Raw genomic sequence first — 16,245 nt, forward strand, 5'->3', positions numbered from 1 at the left:
AGCCATGCTTGCCAGCCCGCGGTGGCACTCGCCTAAGTGTCGCCCCCAAAGGCCCAATCGGGCTTGGATCGCGCACGGTCTGCCGCCCGAGAGGTTTCAGCGCGCTGGTTCAGCACCAAATAGCTTCGGCACAGCGCTACGCGCTGCCGTCGGGTATGCGAGGGACACCTTCGAAGAAGAAGCGCGCGCAAACCCGCTTGACCCATCGGCCGCGAAGCGGGCCGGAGCTATTTGGTGCTGAACCAGCGCGCTCAAGGTTATGGCTCGTCAGACCGTGCGCGATCCAAGCCCTTGTCTGCTTGTGGGGGCACTCGCTACTGCCGGGCCATTAGGCCAATCGCCTGTGCCGCGGCCGGTGTGAACTGCTTAGGCTGGGGATAGCTGTTTCTTTGGTTACTTTCTTTGCAGCAGCAAAGAAAGTGACTGCCGCCCCGCACAGGGGCAGTGCTAATGAAACGACGCGAAATCAGGATTTCATAAACTCCGGGATCCGGCAAAAAAACCCAAACCACCAAAGGCAGAACCAATGAAAGTTCAACAGATCAAACAGAGCATTGCGATTGAGGGATTAGAAAACTGGGGCACAGCGGGCCTTCCCGGCCCACAGGAAATCAAAATCTCCGGCGTGCAAAAAGTCATCCCAGGCAGCGAGGCCATCGATACCGGCGTATTCGAATGCACACCCGGCACGTATCGCCGTTCGATCAAGCAGGCGGAAGTGATGCATTTCCTGGCGGGCAACGGCCGCTTCACCCCCGACGGTGAAGACACGATTCACTTCACCGGCGGCGATACGCTCTTCTTCGCGGCGAACACCGAAGGCACATGGGAAGTCGATGAAACCATGCGCAAGGTCTATGTGATCTTCTGAACCCGCGACAGGACGCGGCCATTTCACTGACATAACATCAGGTCATGGTCACTCCAACAATTCCGGCGTTGCCGCCGCGTATTTGACTCAATATATTTTTAGTCATCCACGCGCCGTCCCCGCTTTCGGTCGAAGCCATGCGGGACCGCGCGATCCGCAAGACATCCGCTTCAACCGTGTCGAGGAAAACGCCGTGATGAACATTGCAAGGTTCCGCTGTCCGCACTTCGCCGTTCGCCCGCTCGCCATGACTTTGCTGCTCTCCATCGCAAGCGCGGCACCCGCGTTCGCGGCGGGCAAGATCACGTTCGTGTCGCAAGGCGGCGCGTATCAGGAAGCGCAGACCAAGGCGATTCTCGACCCCGCCGCGAAACAGCTCGGCATCACGATCAACCAGGACAGCATTCCGGACGCGTGGCCGCAGATCAAGGCGCAAGGCGCGACCGGCAAGCCGATCTGGGATGTCGTCGATACGCCGCCCTCCAACTGCCTGCGCGGTGGACGCGAAGGTCTGCTGGAAAAGCTCGATTTCTCGAAGATTCCCAACGCGGCGACGGTCCCCGAGAAATACCGCACGCCGTATTCGGTCGCGTACGAGTTCTATTCGACCGTCATCGGCTATAACAAGAAGACGCTCAAGAAGGTGCCGCAAAGCTGGAAGGACTTCTGGGACGTGAAGAACTTTCCCGGCACGCGCGCGCTGCGCAACGATCCGATGACCGTGCTCGAAGCCGCGCTGCTCGCCGATGGCGTGCCGCGCGACAAGCTCTATCCGCTCGACGTGGACCGCGCGTTCAAGAAGCTCGAAGAGATCAAGCCGAACATCACCGTATGGTGGACTTCGGGCGGACAGTCCGCGCAATTGCTGCACGACGGCGAAGTCGATATGACGATGATCTGGAATGGCCGCGCCAGTGCCGTGATGAAGGATGATCCGGACGTCGCCTTTACGTTCAACGACGGCATTCTGCAGAACACGCAGCTTTGCATCCTGAAGAACGCACCGAATATGAACGATGCCGTGCGCTTCCTGAACGCGGCCCTGTCGCCGGAATTGCAGGCGAATCTGCCGCTGTATATCGACTACGGTCCGGGCAATCCGGCCGCATTCAAGACCGGCAAGATCACCGAAAAACGCGCGGCCGAATTGCCGAGCGCGCCGGCCAATGCGGCGAAGCAGGCGCTGCTGTCGGAGGACTGGTGGGCATCGGAGCCGGGGATTCAGGCGAAGGCGCGCTGGCTCAAGTTCATGCAGTAGCGCGGCTTAAGCGCCTCACGTGTTCGACTATCTGATTCTGGGCGGCGGCTCGGCTGGTTGCGTGCTGGCCGCGCGCCTTTCCGAAGATGCGCACGCGAGCGTATGTCTCGTCGAAGCGGGCCGCGATATCTCCGCGCACACGATGCCCGATGCCATTCGCAGCCGTTATCCGGGCCGCGCGTATCTCGACACGCGCAATATCTGGCAGACATTGAAAGCGCGCATGAGCCGCAGCGCCACCACGCGACGCTACGAACAGGCGCGTCTTCTGGGCGGCGGCTCGGCCATCAACGCACTGATGGCCAATCGCGGCGCTCCCGCCGATTACGACGAATGGGAAGCGCTCGGCGCGTCGGGCTGGAACTGGCGAACTTGCCTGCCCTACTTTCGCGCGCTCGAAACGGATTGCGATTTCAGCGGCGCATTGCACGGCAGCGATGGCCCCGTGCGTATTCAGCGAACGCCGTGGCCGCGCATATCGCCGTTCGTGCGGGCGGTCCTTGGCTCGCTTGCCGAAAGCGGTCATGCATTGCACGACGATCAGAACGGGCCGTGGCAAGACGGCGCGTTCATCGGTTCGATCGCGGTCAGTGCGAAGGGCGAACGCATCCCGACTTCCGTCTGTTATCTCGACGACGCCGCGCGCGCACGCAGCAACCTGACGATACGCACCGGCGAAGTCGTCGAGCGCATTCTGTTCGACGGCAAGCGTGCGACCGGCGCGCGCATCGTGCGCGCTGACGGCACGCGTGAAGACCTGAAGGCGCATCGCGTGATCGTATCGGCGGGTGCGATTCATAGTCCTGCATTGCTGATGCGAAGCGGCATCGGTCCCGCCGATGAGCTCGCCTCGCTCGGCATCGACGTGCTTGCGGATCGTCCTGGTGTCGGGCGCAATCTGATGGAGCATCCGTCGATTGCCGTGTCCGCGTATCTGCCGCGCGCCGCGCGCACGCCGTTTGCGGACGAACATCACGAGCAGGCGATCGTGCGCTTCTCTTCCGGCTTGCCGAATACCGTTCAAGGCGACATGCATGGCGCGATCCTGTCGCGCTCGGGCTGGCATTCGGTCGGATATCGACTCGGCACGATCTTCTTCTGGGTCAACAAGTCGTATTCGCGTGGACGCGTGACGCTTGCATCGGCGAGTGCATTCGATGAACCCGATGTCGATTTCGCCATGCTCTCCGATTCGCGCGATCTCGAACGGCTCAAGCTTGCGTTGCGCTTCGGCGCTTCCGTTTTGTCGTCGCCATCGATGAATGCGCATCGCGACGCGATCTTTCCGTCGAGTTATTCGCCGCGCGTGGCGGCGGTGGCTGTTCCGGGCACATGGAACGCGGTGCAGCGCGGCGCGTTGAGCGCGTTGCTCGATATCGCCGGACCGTTGCGCAGTCCATTGATCGAGCATGTCGTGACGCAGGGCGTGACCATCGACGAACTGCTCGAAGACGATCACGCGATGACGGCGTTCGTGAAGCGTTCGGTGGGCGGCACCTGGCATCCGTCGGGGACATGCCGCATGGGGGCGTCGGACGATCCATTGGCCGTAACCGATGCGCGCGGCGCGGTCTATGGCGTCGAAGGTCTGCACGTGTGCGATGCATCGCTGATGCCGTCGATTCCGTGCGCGAACACGAATGTGCCGACGATCATGATCGCGGAACGCGTGGCGGATGTGTTGCGTGGCACGGCGCATGACAGACGCGAACCGGCCACGCACACGCTCAACTACGCGCCATAACCCACGATCCCCTTCACCTCAAGAAACGCCTCCAGCCCCCACTCCCCATATTCACGCCCATTCCCCGACTGCTTGTAGCCACCGAACGGCGAGCCCGGATCCCACGCCGGATAATTGACATAGACGCTGCCCGCGCGCATCTTCAGCGCCACACGCCGCGCGCGTTCCTGATCCTTCGACTGCACATAAGCCGCCAATCCATAAGGCGTGTCGTTGGCGATGGCGATCGCTTCTTCCTCATCGCGATACGGCATGATCGCGAGCACCGGACCGAAGATTTCCTCGCGCGCGATCGTCATCGACGGGTTCACGTTCGCGAACACCGTCGGCTTCACGTAGTAACCGCGTTCGAGTCCATCAGGACGTCCTGAGCCGCCCGTCACCAGCGAAGCACCCTCTTCGATGCCGATATCGATCAGCCGCTGCACGCGCCCGAACTGGACCTCGCTGACCACGGGGCCCATCGTCGTCGCCGGATCGCCGGCCGGTCCCACGCGATGCCTGCCAGCCGCGCGCAAGGCAATCTCGACAGCCTCGTCATGGCGCGATGCGGGCACGAGCATGCGGGTCGGCGCATTGCACGACTGACCGCTGTTGCTGAAGCACGAGTTCACGCCCGCGGTCACGGCGGCTTCGAGATCGACATCGTCGAGCAGAATGTTCGCCGACTTGCCGCCCAGTTCCTGATGCACGCGCTTCACGGTCGGCGCGGCCAGTTTCGCGATCTCGATGCCCGCGCGCGTCGATCCGGTGAACGACACCATATCGACATCGGGATGCGCGCTCAGTGCCGCGCCGACGGTCGGTCCATCGCCATTCACGAGATTGAACACGCCTTTGGGCACGCCCGCCGCATCCATGATCTCGGCGAACAGCACCGCATTCATCGGCGATACTTCGCTCGGCTTCAGCACCACCGTGCATCCCGCCGCAAGCGCGGGCGCGACCTTGCACACGATCTGATTGATCGGCCAGTTCCACGGCGTGATGAGCGCGGCCACGCCCACCGGTTCGTGATTGACGAGCGTCGTGCCCTTCCTGCGCTGCCACGGGAAGTGCTCGACCGTGCGCAGCGTCTCCTCGATATGCCGCCTGCCGAGCGCGGCCTGCCATGCATGCGCGAGCTTCGTCGGCGCGCCGATCTCGCGCGAGATGACGTCGGCCATCTCGTCGTAACGCGCGATATACGCTTCGAGCATGCGCTCGAGCAACGCGACGCGTTCTTTCACATGCGTCTGCGAGAACGATACGAATGCACTCCGCGCCGCGGCCACCGCGCGATCCACATCGCGCGCATCGCCGAGCGCGACTTCGCCGATCGATTCTTCCGTCGATGGATCGATGACAGGCAAACGCGTGCTGCCGAAAGGCTCGACCCATTCGCCGTCGATATAAAACTGCTGTAGATGTCGCATGTTTTTCCGTAGTGAAAGAGTCAGGCCCGCGCGGCCGGCGATGAACGCCTGCTCACGACGACGATCATCACGAGGCACAAGGTCAGCGCCGTCAGCATCGTGCTGATAGCGGCGATGGTCGGATCGATTTCATCGCGCAACGTGACGAACATGCGGCGCGTGAGCGTCTGATTATTGCCGCCGGAAATGAACAGCGCAACGACGGTTTCATCGAGCGCCTGAATGAACACGAACACCGCGCCGGAAATCACGCTGGCCTTGATCTGCGGCAGCGTCACCGCCATGAATGCGCGAAAGCGGTTCATGCCGAGACTGCGCGCGACCATCTCCTGCGTGCGATCGAACGTGCGCAAGTCCGCGCCGACGGAAATCAGCACATAAGGCAATCCGAGCATCGTATCCGCGATGATGAGTCCGCCGAGCGTGTTCACATAACCCATCTGCGTGAATACGAAGAACACGCCCACCGCGACGATGATGATCGGCACCATCAAAGGCAGCATCAGCAGCGGGCGCAGATAGCGCAAGGACCAGTGCGATCCGTACTGAATGCCATAAGCCGCCGCGACACCGACCGGCGTCGCGATGAGCGCCGCGCACGTCGAAGCCGCGAAGGTGGTCTTCGCGGCTTCGATCCACGCGGGGTTATCGAAGAACGCGTGATACCAGCGCAACGAATAAGCTGGCGGCGGAAACGTCAGAAAGCGCGCATCGGAAAAAGAAAGCGGCACCACGATGATCACCGGAATCATCAGGAACGCGAGTATCAGCATCACCGTTGCGCCCAGCGTCACGCGTCCAAACGATATCGAGTTCATTTCGCCCCCAGCGTCTTTTCGAGCGGAATCACGCGGCTCACGCCGTAGAAGATCGCGAACACGCAGATGAGCAGCACCACGCTCACCGAACTCGCCGCACCCCAGCTGTTATAGATCTCGACGTTGCGGCTCACGATCATCGACACAATCATCGACTTGCCGCCGCCCATCAGTTCCGGCGTGATGTAAAAACCGAGGCACAGCACGAACACGAGCGTCACGCCCGCGAGCACGCCGCTCATCGACAGCGGCAGGAACACGCGCCAGAACACATGCAAGGGCGATCCGCCGAGACTCGCGCCGGCCTGCGATAGATTCGGCGGTATCTTCTGCATCGCGGAATAGAGCGGCAGCACCATGAACGGCAGAAGGATATGCACCATCGCGATGATGGTGCCGAACTGGTTATACGAAAGCTGCAATGGCCGGTCGATCAGGCCCGCACCGAGCAGCGCCTTGTTGATGAGGCCCGTGCGTTGCAGCAACACGAGCCATGCATACGTGCGCACGAGCACGCTGGTCCAGAACGGCAGGATCACCATGCCGAGCACGAGCGCGCTCCATCGCGGCGATATCGACGCCGCGAAGTACGCGACCGGATAGCCGAGCAATAGCGTGATGGCCGTCACGATGAGACTGAGCTTGAACGTCAGCAAAAACGTGTCGAGATACGCGCCCGTGAAGACGCGCCTGTAGTTCACGAGCGAGAACACGCCATCGTGATAGAAGGACTGCCACGACAGCCATGCGAGCGGCGCCACGAGCAGCACCACGATCACCAGCAGCGCGGGCGCCATCAACAGCAGCATCGTGCGATCTTCACGACGCTGATGGCGCACCGAAGGGTCGATGGTCGCGGCTTGCATCACGGCGGTGTCCTGGAGAATCCGTTTGGCTGTCGTCATCATGCACCCACGGCGTCGAGAAACTGATACCACGCGGCGACAAGCCTCACGCCCGGCGCGCGCAGCGCATGGAACGGCACGGGCCGCAAGCCGTCTTGCGCGAGCAGCGCGAGTTCCGGCTTGTCGCCGAGCGCCAGCGCAGCCGCGTGCTGGCCGATGAGGCTCGCCATCGCGACGCCCGTGCCGTTGTAGCCGAGACAGAACGTGGTGGCGTCGTCGCTGCGTCCCACGTGCGGCAGCGCATTGAACGTCATGCCGACATAACCCGACCAGCGATATTCCACGGCTACGCCCTTCAGTTGCGGAAAGAGCGCGACCATCGCGCGTTGCAGCGCATCGAAGCCGGTCGGCTCGCCTTCCTTGCCGAACGCATCGCGGCCGCCGAAGAGCATGCGGCCATCGACCTTGCGGAACCACTTCATCATGCGGCGCGTTTCCGTATAGCTGCGGCGATTCACCATGAGTTGCGAATCGAGTTCAGGCGATAGCGGCGCCGTCGCGATCATCGCGCTTCTGAACGGCACGAGCTCACGATGATACGAAGCGGTTGCATCGGTCAGATTCGAGTACGCGTTGGTCGCTACGATCACCTGCTTCGCGCGCACCGTTCCGCCGGGCGCCTTCAACAGCACGCGGCCGTCCTGCGCGCGCGACATGTCGATGACAGGCGTCGCTTCGTAGATCGGCACGCCGCGCGCGGTCAGGGCCGCCGCGATGCCGCGCACGTATTCGAGCGGCAGGATCGTGCCCGCATCCGCGCTCAACACGCCGCCGACGAATGCCTTCGAACCCGTTTCTTGCTCCACTTGCGCGCGCGACAGCACGGTCATCGACGTATCGCCGAGCGTCGTGCGCACCCAGTCCGCTTCGGCGCGTATCGAGTCGAATGCGCGCTCCGTATGCGCGCATCGCAAGCTGCCGGTGTGTTCGAACTGCGCGCGAGTCAGCTTGAACTCGTCGATGAACGCCTCGACCGTGCGCACGCCTTCATGCGCGAGCCGATGCATGCGCTTCGCCACATCGACGCCATGTGCGCTCGCAATCGCCGGAAACGAGAGACGAAACTTCGACGACACCACGCCGCCATTGCGACCGCTCGCACCCCAGCCGACCGGATTCGCATCGAGCACCGCGCATTCGACGCCGCGCTTTTGCAGCGCATAGGCGGCGCTCAAGCCCGAATAACCCGCACCGATGATCGCTACGTCCACGCCGATGTCGCGTGCGAGCGGCGCGCCCGTGCTGACCGGCGCGTCCATCGTGGGGACGCGCGCGGCCATCGCCCGCCAGAGCGAATCGGGTTGCGGGCGCGATGGTGTCGTCGGGGCGCGCATCGTCACGCGGCGGCGCGCACTTCGTCATCGACGGCATCCGCGAGCGCTGCGAGCGTCGCGAACTTCCATGTCGGCGTCGTGACGGCTTCGGGCACCGGCGTCGCACCGAAGCCCTTCATGCCCTGACGCCGCTCGATCCAGCACGTCGCATAACCGAGCTTCGTCGCGATGCCGATGTCGTGATACTGGCTCTGCGCCGTGTGCAGAATCTCCTCGAACTTGTAGCCGAACGCGGCCTGACGTCCACGGTTATAAGCGAAGAATTGGGGATCGGGTTTCGCGACGCCGGTTTCATCGCAACACACGGTATCGTCGAACGGATTGCCGAGCGTGTGCGAATACGCCGACAACGCGACTCGGTCCGCATTGGTCATCGCCACGAGTCGAAAGTGCTTGCGCAGCCGCTTCAACGCAGCGACGGAATCTTCGAATGCGGGCCATTCGAGCACGTCGCGCTGAAACGCGGCGGCGGATTGCGGATCGTCGGGCAGGCCGAGTTTCTTCGCGAGATGCAGATACACGTTCGCCATCTCATGGCTCGATCGGCCCGGATGCTTCGCGCGCCCTTCCATGTACGGCTCGAAAATCTGATCGTCGGTCAGGTCCTTCGCCTTCGGCCCGCCCAGGCGGCGCACGGAGTCGAGCACGCCCTTTTCGAAGTTGATCAGCGTGCCGACGACATCGAACGTCAGGACCTTGAAATCGGTGAGATTCATTGCTTCATCCTCTACGGGTTGCGGTGAAAAGAATCAGGCCGACACGACGATCGTGTCTTGCGGATCGAGCGCGACGGTCATCGATGCACCCGGCGCGGGAATGCGTCTGCGCGCGTCGTGGCCTCCGGGTTGACGCAGACTGATCGCGGTGCCGTCGGCGAGCGCGGCGAACACACGCAGGCTCTCGCCTTGATAAAGCACTTCGGTCACGCGGCATGAAAGGCGGTTCGCGTTCGCATGACGATTCTCGCCGTCGATGACGAGCTTTTCCGTTTGCACCGCGAGCAGCAGCTTGTCACCGCTCGGCAACGGATGTGCGGTACGCAGGACGGTATCGCCGAGACGCACGGCATCGTGGCCGGCGCGCGTGACATCGAGCATCGTCGCTTCGCCGATGAAGCTTGCGACGAAGGCATCGCACGGGCGATCGTAGAGACGCTCGGGCGTATCGATCTGCACGAGCCTGCCGTCCTTCAGCACGGCGACGCGATCGCTCATCGTGAGCGCCTCGCGCTGATCGTGCGTCACGTTGACGATGGTCGCGCCAAGCTGCCGATGCAGTCTGCGCAATTCGATCTGCATGGTCTCGCGCAATTGCTTGTCGAGCGCGGACAAAGGCTCGTCCATCAGGATCAGTTGCGGCTGAAACACGATCGCGCGCGCCAGTGCGACGCGTTGCTTCTGTCCGCCCGAAAGCTGATGGATGCCGCGGCTTTCATAGCCTTTGAGCTCGACCATCGCGAGCGCTTCGGCGACGCGCTTCGCCCATGTCGATTTCGGCTCGCGACGCGCGCGCAACGAGAACGCGACGTTCTCGCCCACGCTCATATGCGGAAAGAGCGCGTAGTTCTGAAACACGATGCCGATATCGCGTTTGTGCGGCGGCGCGAATGTAATGTCTCGCTCGCCGACCCACACGCTGCCCGAAGTCGGCTGGACGAAGCCGCCGAGAATCCCGAGCAGCGTCGTCTTGCCCGAGCCCGAAGGTCCGAGCAGCGAGACGAACTCGCCCGGCGCGATATCGAGCGATACGTCGTCGAGCGCGGTAACGCCGCTGTATCGCTTGGTCGCGGACCTGATCGACACTCCAGTTTTCGCGCGTGCATCCATGGCGTTCATCTCGTCGGAAAGGAGAGCGGTTGAGAAAATACTAAGTCGCGATGTTTTTGACGGCAATTCCAAAATTGTTGGATCGGGCATAACATGAAGTCATGCCAAACCTTCGCAGGAAACTGCCGAGCGCGAATGCGCTCTTCGTGTTCGAAGCGGCCGCGCGCTGCGGGAATTTCACGCGTGCCGCGCAAGAGCTTTATGTGAGCCAGCCCGCCGTCAGCCGCATGCTCGCGCGCATGGAAGACCATATCGGCGTGCGGCTTTTCGAACGCGTGCGCGGCGGTATCGAACTCACGGAAAGCGGAGAGATTCTCTATCGCAAGATTTCCGAAGGCTTCAGCGGCATCGAAAGCGCGATCCGCGAAATCGAGGCGCGCGCGACGGGCGTCGAAACGGTCACGCTGTCCGTGTCCACCGGCTTCACGACGCATTGGCTCATGCCGCGCATGAGCCGCCTGAATCAGGCGTTTCCTTCGATCGACATGCGGTTTCAATTGATATCGGGGCGCATCGGCGGGCCGCTCGTCGATGTCGATCTCGGCATGCGCTTTCTGCACGATGAAGAGATCGATGAAAACGCCGTGCTCGTGATGCCCGAAATGCTGCTGCCGCTGTGCAATCCGCGTTATCACGAACTCGCGCAGACGGAAGCGGCGCGCGCACATGGCGATACGGTCATCGTCATGGATGACGAGGAGCGCGGCTGGCACGAGCGTTTTCATGCGTTCGCTTCAAAGGAGCGTCACGCGGCGGGGATGCTGCGCTTCAACGATTACGCGATCGTCGTGCAGGCGGCGCTGCTCGGGCAAGGCATCGCGCTCGGCTGGCTGAACGTGACATCGCACTGGCTCGCGCAAGGCGCGCTCGTGCCGGCCGAAGAGGAACTGCTCGTCACGAGCCGCCGCTGCTGTCTGCTCACGCCGCCGAACCGGCCGATTCGGCCCATCGTCGCCAGCGTGCGCGAATGGATTATTCAGGAAGCGTTAAGCGACATGCGCACTGTCGAGAGCAAATACCCGCGATTGGGTTTGCGCGACGCGCTTCGTCAAACCGGCATCGAACTCGGCTGAGCGCGCCTTTTTTCGCGTGCGCTCGACGAATGCGCTCGGCGTCATGCCGCACAAGCGCTTGAAGTGCCGCGCGAGATGACTCTGATCGAAGAAGCCGACTTCAGTCGCGACGACCGACCCCGGCACGCCCGCGAGCAGCAAGGTCTGCGCGCGTTGTACGCGCAACTCGCACAGGTACTTGTAGGGCGAAAGCCCGAATTGCTCGCGAAACACGGTGGCGAAGCGCGATACGCTCAGCGCCGAGAGATCAGCGAGTTGCGCAAGACTCACGGTCTGGTCGAAATTGGCTTCGATATAAACGAGCGCGTCGATCAGATTGGCCTGGCTCATGGCGAAGTCTCGGAGGTGATCGATTCGGCGTGCGTCGACGAGGCGCGCTGAAATCGTCTAATGGAAAACGATGTGAGATCGATGGGCGTGCTGCCGCTATCGAGCACTTCGGCAAGCGTTTCGCCGACGCCCGGTCCAATTTGAAAGCCTGAACCGCTGAAGCCGAACGCGTAGAAAAGGCCATCGGTTGTCGAGCTCGGGCCGATCACCGGCTCCGAATCCGGCAGATAGCTTTCCACGCCGCTCCACACGCGAATCACATGCAGCGCGCGCATCGCGGGCACCATGCGGCGAAACTGCGCCATCTGCGCGACGGTATTCGCGGGCAGGACCGATGCGCGTCGCGTGCCTGCATCGGCGGGACCAGGAGGGCCGCCACCCAGCACGATATTGCCGCGCGGAATCTGCCGGAAATACACGCTCTCTTCCTTGATCGACGTGTACACGCCCATCGAAAACGGGAAGACGTAGGGCACGGGTTCGGTCACGGCCATCTGCGGACCGCGCGCGCTGAGCGGCACAGGTTCGCCGAATTGCGTCGATAGCGCATTGGCCCACGCGCCCGCGCAGATCAGTACTTGCTCCGCGCGATACACGTCGCCCGTTGCGGTTTCCACGCGAAAGCCGCCCGCTTCCTTTTCGACGCGCACCACTTCCGTGTTCTCGACGATATGCGCACCGAGCCGCGCCGCCGCGCGACCGAACGCGGGCGCGGCGAGACGCGGGTTCGCGTGACCGTCCAGCGGCGAGATCGATGCGGCGAGCACATCGCGGCCCAGAAAAGGAAAACGCCTGAACATGGCCGCGCCTTCCACCACTTCGAGATCGAGGCCACAGGCGCGCGCATCGGCGGCATAGCGATGAAAATATTCCGCATCATGCGCGTGATAGCACACACGCGTATGACCCGATGGCAGGAACTCCACGTCCTCGCCGAGCAACTCGCGCGAACGACGCCAGGTTTCGAGCGCACGATTCGACATCGCAAGTTGTTCGAGCGCGCGGCCCTGCCGGCGCACGCCGCCGAAGTTCACGCCGCTCGCCTGCTGTCCCGTCAGACCACGTTCGAGCAGAATCACCGAACGGTTGCGCTGGCGTAAAAAGAAAGCGGTCGACGTACCGACGATGCCGCCGCCGATCACGATCACATCGGCGCGCGCGGTCATTCGCTCGTCTCCATGTCCTGATGCGGCGCGAGCGCCATCGGCAGCGGTTTGACGGGCGCCTGCCCGCGCAAACGGCCGACAGCTTCGAGCGGCACGCGTGCCTCCGCCGCGATGACCTCCGCGCCCGCATGCGCGCAGAAGCGGCCCTGGCATCGGCCCATGCCGACGCGCGAGAAAGCCTTTGCGCGATTCGCTTCCTTCGCGCCCATGTCGTTCACGACGCGTCTCAGTTCGCCTGCGCTGATCGCTTCGCAGCGGCACACGATGGTCTCATCCGGCAACGTGGCGGCGAATCGCGCGGGCCACGGGAACGCCGCGCGCAAGCCAGCCGCGAAGCGTGTGAAGCGGCCTAGCTGGATGCGCAACTTGTTCGCCTCATCTTCATTGGAGATCATGCCGATGTCTTTCATCGCCGCGAGCGCCGCGAGCCGCCCGGCGCGTTCAGCCGCATCCGCGCCGCGCACGCGTGCGCCGTCGCCTGCGAGATAGACGCCTTTCACATTGCTGCGGCCGTCTTCATCGGCGACAGGAAGCCACTGCTGCAACGCTTGATCGAAACGGAATTCACAGCCTGCGAGATCGGCGAGTTGCGTTTCGGAGCGCAAGTGATAGCCGAGCGCGACGGCATCGCATTCGACTTCGAGCATCGCGCCATCGGCGAGTTTGACGCGCACGCCTTGAACGCCATGCTCCGGTGTGCCTCGAATCTCGACCGGCGTGATGCCGCGATGAACGGGCACGCGCGCATCCTTGAGAACCTTCATCAACGCGATGCCCTTCTTCAGCGTCGATGGAATCGCGAGCAGTTGCGGCAATGCGCGCAAGCGTTGCGCGAACGTGGATGTATCGAGCACCGCGCTCACCGTCGCGCCCGCCTTCACGTATTGCGCGGCGACGAGATACAGCAGCGGACCCGTGCCCATCATCACGACGCGCGAGCCGATCGCACAGCCCTGCGATTTCAACGCAACCTGCGCGCCGCCGAGGCTATACGTTCCCGCGTGATGCCAGCCGGGCACGGGCATCAGACGATCGGTCGCGCCGCTGCAAACGATGAGCGCATCGAACCCAAGCTCGCGATGACGCGTGCCGCTCACCATATGCACCGAATTCGGCGCGACGTTCCACACGAGCGTATCGGGCACATAGTCGATGTTCGGGCGCAATGCATCGAACGCCTCGTGCAATGCACGCGCGCGCTCTGCTTCGGTCCCGTACAAGGCGTCATATGTGCGCGTGAATCCTTCCGGCTGACGACGATAAATCTGCCCGCCATCGCGCCTGCCTTCATCGATCACCACGGGACGCAAGCCCGCCTCGACCAGCGCCTCTGCCGCGCGCACGCCCGCCGGCCCCGCGCCGATCACGATCACAGTCGCGGCCATACGCCCTCTCCAGCTTGCGAAAGACGCGTGACGATCGACATGCCTTCGACCGCCGGCGTCGTGCACGCGCGCACGCGTTCGCCATCTTCAGTCCACACCCAGCAGTCCTGGCATGCGCCCATCACGCAGAAGCCCGCACGGCGGCCATCGCCGAATTCGGAATCGCGCAAGTCCTGCTGCGAGGTGAGCAGCGCGACCATCAGCGTGTCGCCGGCGGCTGCGAGCGCGCGCCGGCCATCGATGACGATCTCGAACGTTCTGCGCCCTTTCTCCGCGACTCTCACGAAGCGTCCGCTCATGCCGTCACCGTTTCCATCGACTGCATGCGCGCGAGATCGTCGGCGCTGTGATGGCACAGAATCTCCGCGCCCGATGGCAAGGTCTTCCGCGCAGGCGGCGTCACATTGCATTTGCCGTCGATACGCGCCGCGCAACGCGAACGGAAGCTGCACAGCTCGCGCACATCGCTTTCCGGACCGAGCACGGGCAACGTACCGAGCGCCATCGCGCGGCGCGAATCGAGCCAGCCGGGACGCAGCGCGGGCACCGAATCGACGAGCAGGCCCGTATAAGGGTGGTAAGGCGGATGCGAAAGCGCATCGCGCTGGCCCGCTTCGACGCACTGGCCCGCGTAGAGCACGATGACTTCGTCGCAGATGGCGCGCACCGTCGAGATGTCGTGGCTGATGAACATGTACGACACGTTCAGCTCGCGGCGCAGTTCGGCAAGCAGATCGAGGATCGCCGCACCGACGACCGTGTCGAGCGCCGAGGTCACTTCATCGCAGAGAATGAGCTCGGGTTTCGCGGCGAGCGCACGCGCAAGATTCACGCGCTGCTTCTGTCCACCCGACAAGCCGCCTGGCTGACGCTTCGCGATCGACGCGGGCAGCTTCACCAGATCGAGCAGTTCGAGCATGCGCTTTTGCGCGGGCGCGCCGCGCAGGCCGTGATAGAAATTCATCGGCCGCGCGAGGATATCGGCGATGGTGCGGCTCGGGTTCAGCGCGGTATCGGCGTTCTGAAACACGATCTGCACGCGACGATATTGCTCCAGCGTGCGCTCCGACAACTTCGCGGGCAAGGGCTTGCCGTCGAGCAGCACCTCGCCATGCGCGCGATCGACGAGTCCCGCGATCACGCGCGCGAGGGTCGTCTTGCCCGAGCCCGATTCGCCGATCACGCCGAGCGTGCAACCGCGCTCGATCTTCAGGCTCACATCGTCGAGCACGCGCACGGCGGGCACGCCGTGCGCATCGATGCGGCCATAGCCCGCGCTCAGGTTGCGTATTTCGAGCAGCGGGACGTCGCGCGCTTCGTCGGGCATCGTCAGTTCCGCTTCGGGGCGGCGCGTCGCGGCGAGCAGTTGACGCGTGTATTCGTCGACGGGCGCATCGAGCACTTGCGCGGTCGTGCCGTTTTCGCGCACGCGTCCGCCATTCAAAACGACGATGCGGTCCGCCATCTGCGCGACGACCGCGAGATCGTGCGACACGTACACGGCCGTCGTGCCCAGTTCGCGCACCACGCCCTTGAATGCGGCGAGCACTTCGATCTGCGTGGTCACGTCGAGCGCGGTGGTCGGTTCATCGAACACGACGACGGCGGGATCGGTGATCAGCGCCATCGCCGCCATGAGCCGCTGCAACTGACCGCCCGACACCTGATGCGGATAACGATCGCCGATCGTCTCTGGATTCGGCAATGCCAGCGACCGGAAAAGAACGACCGCTTTTTCACGCGCGGCTGCGGCCGTCATCAGCTTGTGCAGCAGCGCGGGTTCAGTGACCTGATCCATGATCGTGCGCGCCGGATTGAAGCCCGCCGATGCGCTCTGCGCGACATACGCAACCGTACGTGAACGCAACGCGCGACGGCCTCTGGCATCGAGCGACAGGACATCCGTATCGCCGATCTTCACCGAGCCGCCCGCGATCGCGCATCCGCCGCGCGCATAGCCGAGCAACGCGAGCGCGATGGTCGTCTTGCCCGAACCCGACTCGCCGATCAGCGCGAGCACTTCGCCCTTCTTCACCGTGAAATCGACACCCTTCACGATCTCGACGACCGGATCGGGCGCGACGCCTGCAATCACGCGCAGGCCTTTTACTTCGATCATG

The 16,245-nt window shown here is 63.3% G+C and carries 15 protein-coding genes; 4 read left to right on the top strand and 11 right to left on the bottom strand.

Features of this window, described 5'->3' with window-relative positions:
* Window positions 1-526 precede the first annotated feature (526 nt).
* From PQR08_RS26295 to PQR08_RS26305, 3 genes are all read left to right on the top strand, one after another.
* A complete protein-coding gene (locus tag PQR08_RS26295; RefSeq protein WP_250486286.1) occupies window positions 527-871 on the top strand; it encodes a cupin domain-containing protein in 345 nt (114 codons plus the stop codon).
* Between the two features lie 196 nt (window positions 872-1,067).
* The gene (locus PQR08_RS26300; protein ID WP_250486287.1) at window positions 1,068-2,129 is read left to right on the top strand and encodes an ABC transporter substrate-binding protein; all 1,062 of its coding nucleotides are present in this window, start codon (window positions 1,068-1,070) and stop codon (window positions 2,127-2,129) included.
* 19 nt (window positions 2,130-2,148) lie between these two features.
* On the top strand, window positions 2,149-3,873 hold the full coding sequence (locus tag PQR08_RS26305; protein ID WP_250486288.1) for a GMC family oxidoreductase: 1,725 nt from the start codon (window positions 2,149-2,151) through the stop codon (window positions 3,871-3,873).
* On the opposite strand, the gene PQR08_RS26310 is transcribed toward PQR08_RS26305, so the two are convergent.
* From PQR08_RS26310 to PQR08_RS26335, 6 genes are read right to left on the bottom strand one after another with little or no spacing between them, the layout of a single operon-like run.
* Window positions 3,861-5,288: an aldehyde dehydrogenase family protein gene (locus tag PQR08_RS26310; RefSeq protein ID WP_250486289.1), complete on the bottom strand. Its 1,428-nt coding sequence runs from the start codon at window positions 5,286-5,288 to the stop codon at window positions 3,861-3,863. The genes PQR08_RS26305 and PQR08_RS26310 overlap by 13 nt on opposite strands.
* Window positions 5,289-5,308: 20 nt before the next feature.
* The gene (locus tag PQR08_RS26315; RefSeq protein ID WP_250486290.1) at window positions 5,309-6,106 is read right to left on the bottom strand and encodes an ABC transporter permease; all 798 of its coding nucleotides are present in this window, start codon (window positions 6,104-6,106) and stop codon (window positions 5,309-5,311) included.
* Window positions 6,103-7,014, bottom strand: a complete 912-nt coding sequence (locus PQR08_RS26320; RefSeq protein ID WP_250486291.1) for an ABC transporter permease — start codon at window positions 7,012-7,014, stop codon at window positions 6,103-6,105. The genes PQR08_RS26315 and PQR08_RS26320 overlap by 4 nt, the downstream gene beginning before the upstream one ends.
* On the bottom strand, window positions 7,011-8,345 hold the full coding sequence (locus tag PQR08_RS26325; protein WP_250486292.1) for an NAD(P)/FAD-dependent oxidoreductase: 1,335 nt from the start codon (window positions 8,343-8,345) through the stop codon (window positions 7,011-7,013). Before PQR08_RS26325 ends, PQR08_RS26320 begins: the two co-directional genes overlap by 4 nt.
* A gap of 2 nt (window positions 8,346-8,347) precedes the next feature.
* Complete coding sequence (locus tag PQR08_RS26330) at window positions 8,348-9,061, bottom strand: HAD-IA family hydrolase (protein WP_187606663.1); 714 nt, start codon at window positions 9,059-9,061, stop codon at window positions 8,348-8,350.
* A gap of 33 nt (window positions 9,062-9,094) precedes the next feature.
* Window positions 9,095-10,171 carry an ABC transporter ATP-binding protein gene (locus PQR08_RS26335; RefSeq protein ID WP_035503914.1) on the bottom strand — a complete coding sequence of 359 codons (1,077 nt, stop codon included), beginning with the start codon at window positions 10,169-10,171 and terminating at the stop codon, window positions 9,095-9,097.
* A 101-nt stretch (window positions 10,172-10,272) separates the two neighbouring features.
* On the opposite strand from PQR08_RS26335, the gene PQR08_RS26340 reads away from it, so the two are divergent.
* On the top strand, window positions 10,273-11,244 hold the full coding sequence (locus PQR08_RS26340) for a LysR family transcriptional regulator (protein ID WP_250486293.1): 972 nt from the start codon (window positions 10,273-10,275) through the stop codon (window positions 11,242-11,244).
* Here PQR08_RS26340 and PQR08_RS26345 read toward each other — a convergent pair.
* Genes PQR08_RS26345 through PQR08_RS26365 form a run of 5 tightly spaced genes read right to left on the bottom strand, consistent with a single transcriptional unit; the run spans window position 11,158 to window position 16,244 of the window.
* Window positions 11,158-11,574 carry a helix-turn-helix domain-containing protein gene (locus tag PQR08_RS26345; protein ID WP_250486294.1) on the bottom strand — a complete coding sequence of 139 codons (417 nt, stop codon included), beginning with the start codon at window positions 11,572-11,574 and terminating at the stop codon, window positions 11,158-11,160. The two genes, PQR08_RS26340 and PQR08_RS26345, sit on opposite strands and share 87 nt — an antisense overlap.
* Entirely contained in the window at window positions 11,571-12,740 is a 1,170-nt protein-coding gene (locus PQR08_RS26350) for an NAD(P)/FAD-dependent oxidoreductase (protein ID WP_250486295.1), read from the bottom strand. The genes PQR08_RS26345 and PQR08_RS26350 overlap by 4 nt, the downstream gene beginning before the upstream one ends.
* Window positions 12,737-14,125, bottom strand: coding sequence for an FAD/NAD(P)-dependent oxidoreductase (locus PQR08_RS26355; protein WP_250486296.1), 1,389 nt, complete (start codon window positions 14,123-14,125; stop codon window positions 12,737-12,739). The genes PQR08_RS26350 and PQR08_RS26355 overlap by 4 nt, the downstream gene beginning before the upstream one ends.
* Complete coding sequence (locus tag PQR08_RS26360) at window positions 14,110-14,424, bottom strand: (2Fe-2S)-binding protein (RefSeq protein ID WP_250486297.1); 315 nt, start codon at window positions 14,422-14,424, stop codon at window positions 14,110-14,112. Before PQR08_RS26360 ends, PQR08_RS26355 begins: the two co-directional genes overlap by 16 nt.
* Window positions 14,421-16,244 (bottom strand): ABC transporter ATP-binding protein, encoded by a 1,824-nt coding sequence (locus PQR08_RS26365; RefSeq protein ID WP_250486350.1) that lies wholly within the window; start codon window positions 16,242-16,244, stop codon window positions 14,421-14,423. The genes PQR08_RS26360 and PQR08_RS26365 overlap by 4 nt, the downstream gene beginning before the upstream one ends.
* Window position 16,245 lies beyond the last annotated feature (1 nt).

Origin of the sequence: Caballeronia jiangsuensis, from assembly GCF_046030135.1 — a bacterium.
Lineage (GTDB): Bacteria > Pseudomonadota > Gammaproteobacteria > Burkholderiales > Burkholderiaceae > Caballeronia > Caballeronia jiangsuensis.